Source organism: Burkholderia sp. Ac-20392 (assembly GCF_017104585.1).
Classification (GTDB): domain Bacteria; phylum Pseudomonadota; class Gammaproteobacteria; order Burkholderiales; family Burkholderiaceae; genus Burkholderia; species Burkholderia lata.
Genome location: NZ_JAAGPB010000003.1, coordinates 72,562 through 87,142, shown reverse-complemented (window position 1 = coordinate 87,142; position 14,581 = coordinate 72,562). Strand labels below are relative to the sequence as shown.

12 protein-coding genes are annotated in these 14,581 nt (G+C 67.1%); 10 read left to right on the top strand and 2 right to left on the bottom strand.

The genetic code is table 11. The features are described from left to right. The 6 genes from G3N99_RS01165 to G3N99_RS01140 form a co-directional block, all read left to right on the top strand. Positions 1-1,597: DUF4118 domain-containing protein (locus G3N99_RS01165; protein ID WP_206121399.1), on the top strand; the 1,597-nt coding region annotated here is incomplete at its 5' end. Then, the gene (locus G3N99_RS01160) at positions 1,594-2,346 is read left to right on the top strand and encodes a response regulator (RefSeq protein WP_174938874.1); all 753 of its coding nucleotides are present in this window, start codon (positions 1,594-1,596) and stop codon (positions 2,344-2,346) included. The genes G3N99_RS01165 and G3N99_RS01160, both read left to right, overlap by 4 nt. Before the next feature lie 274 nt (positions 2,347-2,620). Continuing rightward, a complete protein-coding gene (locus tag G3N99_RS01155) occupies positions 2,621-3,394 on the top strand; it encodes an ABC transporter substrate-binding protein (RefSeq protein ID WP_174938872.1) in 774 nt (257 codons plus the stop codon). Positions 3,395-3,568: 174 nt separating this feature from the next. After that, positions 3,569-4,258, top strand: a complete 690-nt coding sequence (locus tag G3N99_RS01150) for an ABC transporter permease (RefSeq protein ID WP_174938870.1) — start codon at positions 3,569-3,571, stop codon at positions 4,256-4,258. Continuing rightward, entirely contained in the window at positions 4,255-4,968 is a 714-nt protein-coding gene (locus G3N99_RS01145) for an ABC transporter permease (RefSeq protein WP_043178033.1), read from the top strand. Before G3N99_RS01150 ends, G3N99_RS01145 begins: the two co-directional genes overlap by 4 nt. 33 nt (positions 4,969-5,001) lie before the next feature. Next, a complete protein-coding gene (locus G3N99_RS01140) occupies positions 5,002-5,769 on the top strand; it encodes an ATP-binding cassette domain-containing protein (protein ID WP_089447253.1) in 768 nt (255 codons plus the stop codon). Between the two features lie 71 nt (positions 5,770-5,840). Here G3N99_RS01140 and G3N99_RS01135 read toward each other — a convergent pair whose 3' ends face one another. Both G3N99_RS01135 and G3N99_RS01130 read right to left on the bottom strand, forming a co-directional pair. Beyond that, complete coding sequence (locus G3N99_RS01135) at positions 5,841-8,159, bottom strand: PA14 domain-containing protein (protein WP_206121398.1); 2,319 nt, start codon at positions 8,157-8,159, stop codon at positions 5,841-5,843. 379 nt (positions 8,160-8,538) lie between these two features. Next, entirely contained in the window at positions 8,539-9,579 is a 1,041-nt protein-coding gene (locus tag G3N99_RS01130) for a LacI family DNA-binding transcriptional regulator (protein ID WP_174938866.1), read from the bottom strand. 301 nt (positions 9,580-9,880) lie between these two features. On the opposite strand from G3N99_RS01130, the gene G3N99_RS01125 reads away from it, so the two are divergent. The 4 genes from G3N99_RS01125 (at position 9,881) to G3N99_RS01110 (ending at position 14,581) form a co-directional block, all read left to right on the top strand. Next, positions 9,881-10,810, top strand: a complete 930-nt coding sequence (locus G3N99_RS01125) for an aldose 1-epimerase (RefSeq protein ID WP_174940836.1) — start codon at positions 9,881-9,883, stop codon at positions 10,808-10,810. A 125-nt stretch (positions 10,811-10,935) separates the two neighbouring features. Next, positions 10,936-11,964, top strand: a complete 1,029-nt coding sequence (locus tag G3N99_RS01120) for an ABC transporter substrate-binding protein (RefSeq protein WP_174940838.1) — start codon at positions 10,936-10,938, stop codon at positions 11,962-11,964. A 49-nt stretch (positions 11,965-12,013) separates the two neighbouring features. Continuing rightward, on the top strand, positions 12,014-13,570 hold the full coding sequence (locus G3N99_RS01115; RefSeq protein WP_174940840.1) for a sugar ABC transporter ATP-binding protein: 1,557 nt from the start codon (positions 12,014-12,016) through the stop codon (positions 13,568-13,570). Positions 13,571-13,603: 33 nt separating this feature from the next. Then, complete coding sequence (locus G3N99_RS01110) at positions 13,604-14,581, top strand: ABC transporter permease (protein WP_174940842.1); 978 nt, start codon at positions 13,604-13,606, stop codon at positions 14,579-14,581.

Genomic DNA, 14,581 nt, shown 5'->3' with positions numbered 1-14,581 from the left:
GCTGCGCGCGTGCGCGACGCTGGCCGACCGTATCGCAGGGGCCGGACCCGACAAGCAGCCGACGCTGGCCGTGCGCGAAGCGCGACCGCGCACGCACGTGTGGGTGTCGCAATATGCGGTGCCGCTGCTGCTCGCCACGCTCGTATGCGCGCTGGCGACACTCGCGGCGAGTGCGCTGCTGCGCGTGTTCGACCTGTCGAACGTCGTGATGCTGTTCCTGATGACCGTCGTGCTGATCGCGCTGCGGCTCGGCCGGCTGGCCGGCGCGTGGGCCGCGTTCGTGTGCGTCGGCTGTTTCGACTTCTTCTTCGTCGAGCCGAGGCTGTCGTTCGCGGTGTCCGATACGCAGTACGTGTTCACGTTCGCGCTGATGCTGGCCGTCGCGCTCGCGATCGGCCAGCTTGCGGCGCGACTGCGTGCGGAGGCGCGGGCCGCGCGCGCGAACGAGAAACGTTCGGCGGCGCTGGCGCGCGTTGCACATGACCTGTCGGCCGCGATCGAGACTGAACAGATCGCATCGATCTGCACCGGCACGATCGCGCCGCTGCTCGGCGTGCGTGTCGCGCTCGTGCTGCCGGATGCGGATGACCATCTGATGCCGGCGCAGCACGCGCGATTCGTCGAGGCACCGATCGCCAGTTGGGTCTACGAGAATGCGCGCGGCGCCGGGTGCGGGCTGCCGCCGTTCGAGCGCGCGGCCGCGCAGTACCTGCCGCTGAAGGCGCCGATGCGCGTGCGCGGCGTGCTAGTGCTGTTCGGCGACGCACAGCCGGTCCCCACGGACCCCGACGATCGCCGCCTGATCGACGCACTGTGCTCGTCGATCGCGATGGCGCTCGAACGCGTGCACTACGTCGGCGTCGCGCAGCACACGCTGGTCCGCATCGAAGGCGAGCGGATGCGCAATGCGTTGCTCGCCGCGGTGTCGCACGACCTGAAGACGCCGCTGACCGCGATCCGCGGGCTCGCCGAGACGCTGGAGCGGCCCGAGCGGCTGGCCGACGGGCAGCCGGCCGCGCTCGCACACGGCATCCGCAACCAGGCCGAGGCGCTGCACGGGCTCGTCGTGAACCTGCTCGATCTCGCCCGCATGCAGAGCGAGGGCGTGCGGCTGAATCGCGAATGGCACATGCTCGACGAGATCGTCGGCAGCGCGCTCGCGCATTCGGCGGGCGTGCTGGCCGGTCGCGACGTGAGTGCCGACTTGCCGGCCGACCTGCCGCTGATCGACGTCGACGCGCTGCTGATCGAGCGCGTGTTGATGAACCTGCTCGACAACGCGTCGAAGTACGCGGGGACGGACGCGGCCGTGGCCGTGCGCGCGCGCGTGTTCGGCGAAACGCTTTACGTCTTCGTCGAAGATGACGGCCCCGGCTTCATTGCGCGCAACACCGAGCCGCTGTTCGAGCCGTTCGAGCGCGAACGCAAGGAATCGTCGATCAGCGGCGTGGGGCTCGGGCTCGCGCTCTGCCGCAGCATCGTCAACGCGCACGGCGGCTCGATCCGCGCGGTGCCGCTCGATCCGCACGGCGCGCGGTTCGAGATTCGCCTGCCCCTGGGCGCGCCGCCCGACATCGAACACGAGAGCCGGACATGATCAGATCGCGCGTACTCATCGTCGAGGACGAATCGGACATCCGCCGTTTCGTGCGGATGGCGCTGGAACAGGAGGGGCTCGACACCTGCGAGGCGTCGACGGCCCGCGAGGCGCGGATGTATGCGTCGAGCAGCAAGCCCGATCTCGTGATCGTCGATCTCGGGCTGCCGGACGACGACGGCAAGACCTTCATCCGCGAGCTGCGCGAGTGGTCGACGGTGCCGGTGATCGTGCTGTCGGCGCGGCAACAGGAGGTGGAGAAGGTCGCGGCGCTCGATGCGGGCGCGGACGATTACCTGCCGAAGCCGTTCGGCGTGCCCGAACTGCTCGCGCGGGCGCGCGCGCAGTTGCGGCGCGCGGCGTTCGTGTCGGCCGACGGGCAATCGTCGTCGATCGTGCGGTTCGGCGACGTGACCGTCGATCTCGGCAAGCACGAAGTCGCGCGCGGCGGCGAGCCGGTCCACCTGACGCGCCTCGAATTCCGGCTGCTCGCCGCGCTGATTCGCGCGCGGGGCGGCGTGGTCGCCGCGCGGCAATTGCTGGCGGAGGTCTGGGGCATCCACGACGCGGATCGCGCGCATTACGTGCGCGTGTACATGACGAACCTGCGGCAGAAGCTCGAACCGGTGCCGGCGCGCCCGCGGCACCTGCTGACTGAACTTCAGTTCGGCTACCGGCTGGTCGGTCTGGAAACGGTCGGCATGGCGGACGGGCCGCGCGGGGCGCTTTTGCCAGGTCTAGACAAGTGAAAGCCTGCGCCCGGCCGCGCGCCGGTGCGCGGAGAAAGCTGTTGTTTAGCTCGGTGTAATTCGCAATTAATTGAAATATAAGGAAATTTGCGACGCACGATCCTATTCCGCCGACAATTAGAGATAAACACGGATTGCTGGCGCACCTGCTGAAAAGGCAAAGTTGTATGTACAACTTGGAGTGTCGCCGGAAGGGGCGATCCCCGGGTTGGAAGGGTTCACGGCGGCGCCGCCCGACGGGACCCCTGCCCAGTTCGCCTCTGACAGGAACGCCATGAAGAAACTCGCGCTCAGTATTGCCCTTGCCTGCATCGCGGTCGGTGCCCACGCCAAGGATTGGTCGACGATCCGGTTTGGCGTCGACGCCAGCTATCCGCCGTTCGAATCGAAGGACGCAAGCGGCAAGGTCGTCGGCTTCGACGTCGATCTCGGCAACGAGATCTGCGCCCGCCTGAAGGCGAAATGCGTGTGGATCGAGAACGACTTCGACGGGATGATTCCCGCGCTGAAGGCGAAGAAGTTCGACGGCGTGCTGTCGTCGATGTCGATGACGCCGGCGCGCGCCGAACAGATCGCGTTCTCCGACAAGCTGTTCAACACGCCGACGCGTCTCGTCACGAAGAAGGGCGCGAACCTGCAGCCGACGGCCGAATCGCTGAAGGGCAAGTCGGTCGGCGTCGAGCAGGGCACCATCCAGGAAACCTACGCGAAAGCCTACTGGGCGCCGAAGGGCGTGCAGGTCGTGCCTTACCAGAACCAGGACGGCGTGTACCAGGACCTGATGTCGGGCCGTCTCGACGCGGCGCTGCAGGACGCGGTGCAGGCCGACATCGGCTTCCTGAAGACGCCGCGCGGCGCGAACTTCGAATTCGCCGGCAAGGACATCGACGATCCGAAGACGCTCGGCAACGGCGCCGGCATCGGGCTGCGCAAGGACGACGGCGACCTGAAGGCGAAGATCGACCACGCGATCGCCGACATCATCAAGGACGGCACGTACAAGAAGCTCGAGAAGAAGTACTTCGCGTTCGACGTCTACGGCGGCTGACGGTCCGTGCGGCGCGCGTCGGTTACGGTGCGCGCCGCGTCAGTCGTGGGTGCAACCCGCTTCGCGTGATGCGTCCGACTTGATGAGCAGGCTGCATCAGGTAGTGCGCAGATATCGTTTGATGCGGGGTTAATGGCTGTCGAAAATCCAGCCACATCGTTCTGGATCCCTCATATGATCTTCCAAGGATTTGGCCCGCTGTTGTGGGCCGGCACGGTGGAAACCGTGAAGCTCGCGGTGCTGTCGCTCGCTGCGTCGCTCGTGCTGGGCCTCATCGGCGCAAGCGCGAAACTGTCGACGAACCGCCTGCTCAAGTCGATCGGCACCTTCTACACGACGCTGATCCGCGCGGTGCCGGACCTCGTGCTGATGCTGCTGCTGTTTTACGGGATCCAGATCCTGCTGAACAACTTCACCGACATGCTCGGCTGGGACCAGATCGACATCGATCCGTTCGTGGCCGGCGTCATCACGCTCGGCTTCATCTACGGCGCGTACTTCACCGAGACGTTCCGCGGCGCGTTCCTCGCGGTGCCGCGCGGCCAGCTCGAAGCGGGCTTCGCGTACGGGATGAGCGGCTGGCGCGTGTTCCGCCGCATCCTGTTCCCGCAGATGATGCGCTTCGCGCTGCCCGGCATCGGCAACAACTGGCAGGTGCTCGTCAAGGCTACCGCGCTCGTGTCGATCATCGGCCTCGCCGACGTCGTCAAGGCGTCGCAGGACGCGGGCAAGAGCACGCTCGATTTCTTCTTCTTCACGCTGGCTGCAGGCGCGATCTACCTCGCGATCACGACGGTCTCCAACGTCGTGCTGCATCACCTCGAGAAGCGTTATTCCGTCGGCGTCCGGAGGCTCGCACTGTGATCGAACTCGTCAGCCAGTACTGGCAAAGCTATCTCTACACCGACGGCTACCGCTTCAGCGGCCTCGCGATCACGCTGTGGCTGCTGGTGGTGTCGATCGCGCTGGGCTTCGCGCTCGCCGTGCCGCTTGCGATCGCGCGCGCATCGTCGAACCGCTGGATTTCCGGCCCGGTGTGGCTCTATACATACGTATTCCGCGGCACGCCGCTCTACGTGCAGCTGCTGATGTGCTACACGGGCATCTACAGCCTGCAGGTCGTGCACAACCACGTGCTGCTCGACACGTTCTTCCGCAACGCGATGAACTGCACGCTGCTTGCGTTCGTGCTGAACGAATGCGCGTATGCGACCGAGATCTTCGCGGGTGCGATCAAGGCGACGTCGGCCGGCGAGATCGAGGCCGGCATGGCCTACGGGATGTCGCGCTTCAAGCTCTATACGCGGATCATCCTGCCTTCCGCGCTGCGCCGCTCGCTGCCGAGCTACAGCAACGAAGTGATCCTGATGCTGCACGCGACGACGCTCGCGTTCACCGCGACCGTGCCCGACATCCTGAAGGTCACGCGCGACGTCAATTCGGCGACGTACATGTCGTTCCAGGCCTATGGCATCGCAGCCGTGCTGTACGCCATCGTCGTGTTCACGCTCATCTGGGCGTTCCGCAAGCTCGAGACGCGCTGGCTCGCGTACCTCTCGCCGCGCGGCCATTAACGCTTTCGCAAGATTCGCAAGGAAGGACCCAGCATGTACAAGCTTACCGTTGACAACCTGCACAAGAAGTTCGGCGACAACGAGGTGTTGAAGGGCGTGTCGATGAAGGCGAAGGCCGGCGACGTGATCAGCATCATCGGCTCGAGCGGCTCCGGCAAGAGCACGTTCCTGCGCTGCATCAACTTCCTCGAGCAGCCGTGCTCCGGGCAGATCACGATCGGCAGCGAGCCGATCCAGACCACCCGCGACCGCAACGGCTCGCTGCGCGTGGCCGACCAGAAGCAGCTGCAGCGGATGCGCACCAAGCTGTCGATGGTGTTCCAGCACTTCAACCTGTGGGCACACATGACGGTGCTCGAGAACATCATCGAAGCGCCGATGGCCGTGCTCGGCGTCGGCAAGGACGAAGCGATCGCGCGGGCGCGCAAGTACCTGGAGAAGGTCGGCCTCGCACCGCGCGTCGAGGGCATGTATCCGTCGCACCTGTCGGGCGGCCAGCAGCAGCGCGTGGCGATTGCGCGCGCGCTTGCGATGGAGCCGGAAGTGATGCTGTTCGACGAGCCGACGTCGGCGCTCGATCCGGAACTCGTCGGCGAAGTGCTGAAGGTGATGCAGAAGCTCGCCGAGGAAGGCCGCACGATGGTCGTCGTCACGCACGAGATGGGCTTCGCGCGCAACGTGTCGAATCACGTGATCTTCCTGCATCAGGGCAAGATCGAGGAGGAAGGGGATCCGCAGGAGATTCTCGTGAATCCGAAGAGCGAACGGCTCGGGCAGTTCCTGTCGGGTCGGTTGAAGTAAGGTCGCGTGTGAGCATTGCCTGAGCGCCCGTGACGCCGCAACGGCGTCACGGGCATTGATGCGAACGCGGCCTACTGTTGCGCGAGCGCGTCCGTCAAAGGCCGCTGCGCGACCCGCACCAGATTGTCGCGGCCCGCACTCGGGCTCGACCATTGCAGATGCATGCTGGCCGGCCCGCTCGCATGCACGTACTCGACGCGGATCGGTACGTTGCGCTTCTGCGCCAGGTGGAGGCGGCCCTTCGCGGTCGCGAGCCCCGGCTGTTCCTTGTCGATCACCTTGCGGCCGTCGATCCACACGCGCGCGACGTTGTCGCTCGTCACGCTGAACGTGTAGGTGTCGGCCTTCGGAATGTCGAGCGCGCCGGTCCAGCGGATCGCATAGTTCGTCGCATTCATCCCCTTCGACGCATCCGGCGAATCGGTGCCGGGCTCGGTGTTCAGGTCGAAATCGACCAGCGGCGTGATCGACGAGAACACCGGCGTCGCGAACGTCGTGTCGTTGTAGTACGTCGCGTTCAGCACGCGCAGCCGCGAGCTGAATGCGCTCGCGAGCGCCTGCACCTCCGCCGTGCTCCACGGGTGGCCGTCGGGGTAGAGCGTGCCCTGGAACGGCGTCGCCGGTTCGACGGTCGCGGGCGCGGACGCCGTCTGCCCCCAGTGGAAGCGCGTATTCGTGCGGCCGATCATCAGTTCCCACACGAGGAAGCCCGTCTTGCCGCCGTAGGTGCCGGCAATGCCGGCCATCGTCTGTCCCGCCTGGCCGCCCGGCCAGCCGCGCTGCAGCGTTTCCGAATTCAGGCTGTCGAGCAGGCTCGGCGGCAGCGAGTAGTCGGGCGTCGTCGCATTCTTCGCGTACGGATGGAACGCATGGAAATCGGAGAAGTAGTCGCCTTCCGGTTCCTGCACGTTCGGCGAATTGATCGGCTGTGTGGCGCCCGCATTGAGGATCGCGATGCGTGCGTCGTTCATCATCAGCGCGCGGGTTGGCTGCAGCGCGCCGTTGCCGCTGCAGCCCGGCTCGTTCATCGGTTCCCAGTACAGGATGCGCGGGTCGTTGCGGTGCGCGGACACGAAATCGGCGATGTAGTGCTGCAGGTCCTGCTTGTACGTGGTCGACGCGCCGGCCGCGATCGGCTGCAGGTACTGCTGCTCGACCGACTGGCCGGGCGACTGCACCCAGCGGCTGTTGTGCACGCCGAAGATCGGCGCGGCCTGCGGGCCGTACGCGGGATCGACGTGCCAGCAATCGTCGTAGAAGATCGGCGCGACCTTCAGCCCGTGGCGCGCGGCGATGCCGAGCAGGCTGTCGAACTTCGCGAGGAACGCGTCGCGATCGTTGACCCAGTTCAGGTAGTGCAGGTACACGGTGATCGTGTTCATCCCGTACGTCCGCGCGTAGTCGAGCTCGCGGTCGACGGTGGCCGGATCGTAGTTCTCCCAGAAGTCGATCGCGTTGACCGCATTCCACGGGTTGTACACGGCGCCGACCACGCGCGAGAAGTCGTACGTTTTCGGCGCGACGTCCGGATAGCGGCTCACCGTCACGTTGCTGAACGCGACGCTCGCACCGAAGCGGCGCAGCCCGAACGCGCCCGCGCGCAGCGCGGTCGTCAGGCCGCTCGTCGCGTCGTTGATGCTGATGACCTGCGTGCCGTCCACGTACACGTCGATCGCGTTGTTGCGCGTGACGACCTTCAGGTGATGCGTGCTGCCCGCGACGACCGCGGGCGCCGGGTAGTCGATGAAGTCGGTCCAGTTGTCCTGTTCGCGGCCAACCTGCACCACGTGGCGCACCGCGTCGAGCCCGATGTAGTAGCCCGTCAGCGCGTCGGTGCCGACCGTCGGGTTCGTCACGTGCACGATGAAGCCCGCGTTCGCGGTGGTCGCGCCCGGCGCCGGTGCGCCGATCGTGACGTCCGCTTCATACGACGCGTGGCCGTAGGCCGGATGCTGCGCGTTCGTGACGAGCTTCGCGCCGTCCGTGCTGGTGCCGCTGATCTGGATCGTGTTGCCGCCGCCGCTCGTCCAGGCCGGGCCGTACGTATCGAAGTCGGCGAGCGTCAGCGTCTGCGTGTCGGTCGCGACGGGCGGGGCCGGCGGTGCGTACGGCGGCACGCCGCGCGGCGACACGCGCAACGCGGGCGTCGGCCCCGGCAGGCCGAGCGTGACGAGCTGGTTCGGGAAACGGGACGGGCCGCCGTAACCCGTGTTCATGAAATCGCTGGAGGCGGCGGCAGTGGCGGCGGCGCTGTCGCTCGACGCGGCGTCGACGGACGTGCGTGCGGCGAGCGCCGAGGCTGACGGCGCGGACGAATCATCGCCGCCGCACGAGGCGAGCACGACGAGGATCGCCAGCGCGGCGGGCTTGAGGCGAGACGTGATAGTCATTCTGGACTCCGTATCAATGAGGAGGAGCGGACGACTGGTGACTCGATGCGGATGAAGCGGTGCCCGGACGGGAAACGTCGCGGGACGGTAGGCGTGTGAGGTGCGGACGGGCGGAGCGGGCAGCGCGGCGGGTTCGCGCGCATTCGCTTCCGGTCACCGTCTCGTCGTGCTGCTGTGTCGTGGCGCGGGGTTGTGCCCGACGCCGACGCAAGTATAGAAATGCTTTGAAATTATTACTAATAATTTAGTGATGGTGTTTACCCTGAAGCGGATATTGACCGGGGCGCAAGCGGGGAGGGCGATGACAGGGGCGCCGGGCGCACGGCAACGCGAACGGGCAGCGCATGCGCTGCCCGTGCCGTATTCAGGGGAGAGCGGCTTACGCGCCGGCCGATTGCGTGACCGTCTCGACGGCGCGCACCGACCCGCGCTCGACCAGCGGGCCGTCGAGCTTGATCGCGCGACGGCGCACGGGCATCCCGACCGCGCGGTTCTGTTCTTCCTGCAGCAGGATTTCGACCGCCCAGCGGCCAAGCTCGTAGTTCGGCAGCACGATCGTCGATAGCGGCGGGTGCGTATGCCGCGCAATTTCCTGGTCGTCGTAGCCGAGCACCGACACGTCGTCGGGCACGCGCATCCCCAGATGCTTGACGGCCTCGATCGCGCCGAGCGCCATCAGGTCGTTCGCGCAGAAGATCGCGGTGGGCGGATGCGGCTCGCGCAGCAGCGACAGCGTCTGCTCGAAACCGGTATCCGAACCCCAGTCGCCGTCGCGCACGAGTTCCGGCGCGAACGGGATGTCGGCCGTCGCGAGCGCGGTGCGATAGCCTTTCAGGCGGTCCTTCGCGGCGTCCTGCCACGGCTCGCCGTTGATGTAGCCGATGCGCCGGTGGCCCGCGCGCAGCAGGTATTCGGTGGCCGCATGCCCGCCCGCGACTTCGGCCGGCACGATCGACGACAGCCCGCTTTCCGCCGTATAGCAGTTGAGCAGCACGGCCGGCACGCGCAGCAGCTCGGACGGCAGCGTGACCTTGCGCGTATAGACGGTCGCATAGACGACGCCGAGCAGGTTCGGCATCGCGAGCACGGATTCAAGCACCTGGCGCTCGATGTCGACGTTGCCGTGCGTCGAGTACACGGCGAGGAGCTTGCCGTTCGCGTAGGCCGCGTCGCGCGCGCCGTCGATGTTGACGACCGGGTGCGGGCTCGTCGAGATTTCGTCGGCGAGATAGACGATCAGGTCGCGCTCGCCGTCGTGCGTCATCGTCACTTCGCGCGGCAGGTAGCGGTAGCCGAGCTCTTGCGCGATCTTCACGACCTTGTCGCGCGTGGCGTCCGAGAACTTCGTGCCCGCCGCGTTGTTCAGCACGAGGGAGACGGTGGATTGCGACACGCCGGCAAGCTTGGCGATGTCGGTCATCGTGGGGCGACGTTGAGTAGAGCGTTTCACGGTAGGAGCGCGGTCCGGCCTCGACAGGATGAACAAATAACGACGGCGATAAACAGCGGGTCGGATCAATCTGACCGACGGTAACATCGGCCAACCAGGCCGGCAATCAAGCTTTACGCGTGCCCCGCCAGGTCCGCCGTTTCCCAGATAATAATATCAACAAATATTATTGACCGCGCGTGCCGCACCGTGCCATGCTTTGCCGCACATGCCCGCGGCCGGGCGCTGCAATTCGGCCGGCGGGGTCGCCAGTGTCATCCCGGGATGAACGATGCCGATGGGAACGCCCCGCAACGCCGACCTGATCGAACTCGCCAGTGGCGCGACCCGCGTGTGCGTCGCGCCGCAGGCCGGCGGCTCGATCGCCGCGTACTACGAAGCCGCGCCCGACGGCCCGCGACACTGGTTCCGGCCGGCTAGCGACGCAGCGCTCGCGAGCGGCGATCCGCTCGGCATGGCGAGCTTTCCACTGTTCCCGTACTGCAACCGCATTCGCGACGCGAAGTTCGACTTCGACGGCCGCACGATCGACCTGTCCGGCCCGGACGATACGTACCGTCATGCGCTGCACGGCCACGGCTGGCGGCGGCCTTGGCAGGTCGAACAGCTCGGCGATACGCAGGTCGACCTGCGTTTCGAACATCGTCCCGAGGTTGGCCGCGCCGGCGACTGGCCGTTCCATTACGAGGCGCGCCAGACGATCCGGCTCGACGGCGATACGCTGTCGATCACGCTCTCCGCGCGCAACCTCGGCGCGCTGCCGATGCCGTTCGGCATGGGCCATCACCCGTATTACCTGCGCACGCCGCACACCGTCGTGAAGGCGCACGTCGATGCGATGTGGCACGCCGATGCGGATGTGCTGCCGCTCCACGTCGGCGCGCATCCCGCCGTCGACGCACTGCGCAACGGGATGCCGGCCGACGCGTTCGATCTCGACAACAATTTCGTCGGCTGGTCGCGCGAAGCCGCGGTGATCTGGCCGGAGCGCGGTCGCCAGGTCGTGCTGCGGGCCGAGCGGCCGTTCGACCAGCTCGTCGTGTATGCGCCGGCCGGCGCCGACGCGCTGTGCGTCGAGCCCGTCACGAACACGACGGACAGCTTCAATGCGAAGGAACCTGCATCGCTCGTCGGCGGCTGCGTGCTGGCGCCGGGCGAGTCGCTGCAGGCGACGTTGCGGTGGACGCCGGGCCCCGCCTGACGGGTGCGGCGGTACGGGATTATCCCGAGTCGGGCGGGCGATAATATCGAGTAATAATATTAGTTCGTGAAGCCGATGCCGGCCATGTGCGACGGCGTGCGGACCGATCACAACACTTGGAGACGATGATGCCGAGCCATGCAAAGCTGCAACGTATCGTGGTGACGATGGGTGTGACGCTCGGATGCGTCGCGATCGCGCAGGCGCAGGACAATGCGCAGAAGGTCGGGTCCAGCTCCGCGCAGACCTGCACGAATCCGAAGCCGGGCAGCGTGAAGCTGAGTGATCTCGTGGTCGGCTTCTCGCAGTCGGAGAACGAGCAGAACCCGTTCCGCGCGACCGAGACCGCGTCGGTGCGCGCGGCCGCGAAGGCGGCCGGCGTCAAGCGGCTGCTGTATACGAATGCGAACGCAAACCAGGCGAAGCAGGTCGCCGACATCGAAAGCATGATCAACCAGGGCGCGCAGGCGCTGATCGTCGCGCCGAACGATTCGACCGGCCTGCAGCCCGCGCTCGCGCAGGCGCGCGCGAAGGGCATCCCGGTCGTGACGATCGACCGGCAGACGGCCGGCACGCCGTGCCAGGATTTCATCACGTTCCTCGGTTCCGACTTCTTCCGGCAAGGGCAGCGCGCCGCGCAGGCACTTGCCGATGCGACGGGCGGCAAAGCCACGATTGCCGAGATTCAGGGCGGCTACGGCAATACGGTCGAGAGCCAGCGCACCGACGGCTTCGCCGACGGCCTGAAGAAATTCCCGAACATGAAGATCGTCGCATCGCAGACGGCCAACTGGTCGGCCACCGAAGCGCAGAAGGTGATGGAGCAGGTGCTGCTCGCGCATCCGGACGTGACCGCCGTCTACGCGCAGGCCGACACGATGGCGCTCGGCGCGATGACTGCGCTGCGGCAGGCCGGCAAGCAGCGCGGCGTGACGGTCGTGTCGATCGACGGCACGAAGGACTTCGTCACCGCGATCGCGAACGGCTCGGCCGCCGCGAGCGTCGAGACCAATCCGCGCTTCGGCCCGCTCGCGTTCAAGTCGCTCGAAGCGTGGTTCGCCGGCAAGCCGGTTGCGCAGAAGCAGATCATGGACGACGCGCTGTACGACAAGGCGAACGCGAAGCATTCGCTCGAAGCGAACCTCGTCTACTGACCTGTTGATCGACCGGCGCGGAAACGCGCAACCCTGAACGCGAGGCGTGATGGACGCACAGCTTCCCGCCGCAACCGATGCCGCCGACGGCGGTGACGCGAAGCCCGTCGTGCTCGAAACGCGCGGCGTCGGCAAGACCTTCGGCGTCGTGCGTGCGCTCAACGGCGTATCGCTGTCGCTGCGCGCGGGCGAGGTGCACGGGCTGATGGGCGAGAACGGCGCCGGCAAGTCGACGCTGATCAAGATCCTCACCGGTTTCCACCAGCCCGATGCGGGCGAGATCCGCGTCGACGGCGCACCCGTGTCGTTCGACAGCCCGCGGGCCGCGCAGCGTGCGGGCATCTGCGCGGTCTACCAGGAAATCAACCTGATCCCCGAGCGCAGCGTGGCCGAGAACATCTTTCTCGGTCACGAGCTGCGCCGCTTCGGCCCGTGGATCGACCGACGCGAGATGCTGGCGCGCACGCGCGAGATCGTCGAGCGCTACGGGCTCGCGGTCGACCCGGCCGACAAGGTCGGCTCGCTCGGACTCGGCCAGCAGCAGATGGTGTCGATCGCGCGCGGCGTGTCGCTCGGCGCGCGCGTGCTGATTCTCGACGAACCGACGTCGGCGCTGAGCGGGGCGGAAGTCGAGGTGCTGTTCGGCGTCGTCGATCAATTGCGTGCGACGGGCATCGCGATCGTGCTGGTGAGCCATCGATTGTCCGAGTGCTACCGGATGTGCGACCGGCTCACCGTGCTGCGCGACGGTGCGGTAGTGCGCAGCGACACGCCCGACCGCCTGCCGCGCATGGCGTTGATCTCGGCGATGCTCGGTCGCGAGGTCGGTGCGCACGGTCCGCGCGAACAGGCGGAAGCGGCCGCTGCCGATACGACGCAGACACCGGCGCTCGCTGTCGACGGCTTGCGCTGGGGCACGCGCCTGCGCGACGTGACGTTCCGTGTCGCGCCGAAGGAAATCGTCGGGCTCGCGGGCTTGCTCGGCGCAGGCCGCACCGAAACCTTCAAGGCCGTGTTCGGCGCGCAGCAGCCGGACGGCGGCGCGGTGCGCGTCGGCGGCCGTGCGATCGACGGCGCGGACCCGGCGCGGGCGATTCGCGCGGGGCTCGCGTTCCTGTCCGAGGATCGCCGCTCGGAAGGCATTTTCTCGAAGCTGTCGGTGCGCGAGAACATCGTCGTGTGCGTGCTGCCGCGTATCGCGCGGTTCGGCTTCATTTCCGTGCGCAAGCAGGAGGCGCTCGTCGAACGCTATATCCGCGAGCTGGGCATCAAGACGTCGCACGCGGGCGCGCCGATCTCGACGCTGTCCGGCGGCAACCAGCAGAAGGCGCTGATCGCGCGCTGCCTGTCGACCGAGCCGACGGTGCTGCTGCTGGACGATCCGACGCGCGGCATCGACGTCGGCGCGAAGGCGGAAGTGCACGACCTCGTCAAACGGCTCGCCGATGCGGGGCTGGCGGTGGTCGCGACGTCGTCGGAGATGGAAGAACTGCTCGAGCTGGCCGACCGGCTCGTGATCCTGCATGAAGGCGCGACGAGCGGCGAGTTGTCGACGCGCGGCGCGAGCCCCGACGACGTGACCGCGTTGCTCGCGAACCAGGCGTAATGCGCCGGGCATCGACCAGAAGATGAGGAAAGCGTGAATCTAGCCAACCTGATGAGCGAACCGGAAGGCGCGCGCCGTACGTCGCGCCGCTCGCTGTTCGTGCAGGCGCGCGACCACAGCGTGTATCTCGCGTTCGTCGCGCTCGCGGTCTTCAACCTGATCGTCACGCCCGGGTTCTCGAATCCGCTCGCCGCGCGCAGCCTGTTGTTCCAGGCCGCGCCGATCGTGTTGATCGCGCTCGGGCAGAACCTCGCAATCGCGACGCGCGGGATCGACCTGTCGGTCGGCTCGGTGATGGCGCTGTCGAGCGCGATCATTGCCGTGTGTTTGCCGTACGGGACGGGCGCCGCGTTCGCGGCGGCGATCGCGATCGGGCTCGCGGTCGGCCTCTTCAACGGCGGGCTCGTCGCGCGGCTCGGCATCGATCCGCTGATTTCCGGGCTGGCGTTGCTGGTTGCCGCGCGCGGGCTTGCGCAGGCGTTGCTCGGCGGTTCGCGCGTGAGCCTGCCGCCTTCCGATGCATTCGATTTCATCGGCATCGGCACGTTTTTAGGGCTGCCGGTCGTGATGCTGATCGCGCTCGCGTGCGCGGCGATCGTGTTCTTCGTCGTGCGCAATACGACCTTCGGGCGCTACACGATTCTCGTCGGCGCGAGCCGCGATGCCGCGCATCTCGCCGGCGTGCCGGTGCGACGCACGCTGCTCGCGGTCTATGCGGCAAGCGGTGCGCTTGCCGGGCTGGCCGGCCTGTTCGCCACCGCGCGGCTCGGTGCGGGCGATCCGAACTATGTCGGCGTGAACTTCGAACTCGATGCGATCGCCGCGTCGGTGATCGGCGGCACGCCGCTCTCCGGCGGGCGCGTGTCGATCGTCGGCACCGTGTTCGGCGTGCTGCTGCTGCAACTGCTCGATGCCAGCTTCATCATGAACAACATCAGCTTCACCTATGCGCAGATCCTGAAGGCCGCGTTCATCCTCGGCGCGCTGTACCTGCAGCGCTCGGGAGCCTGA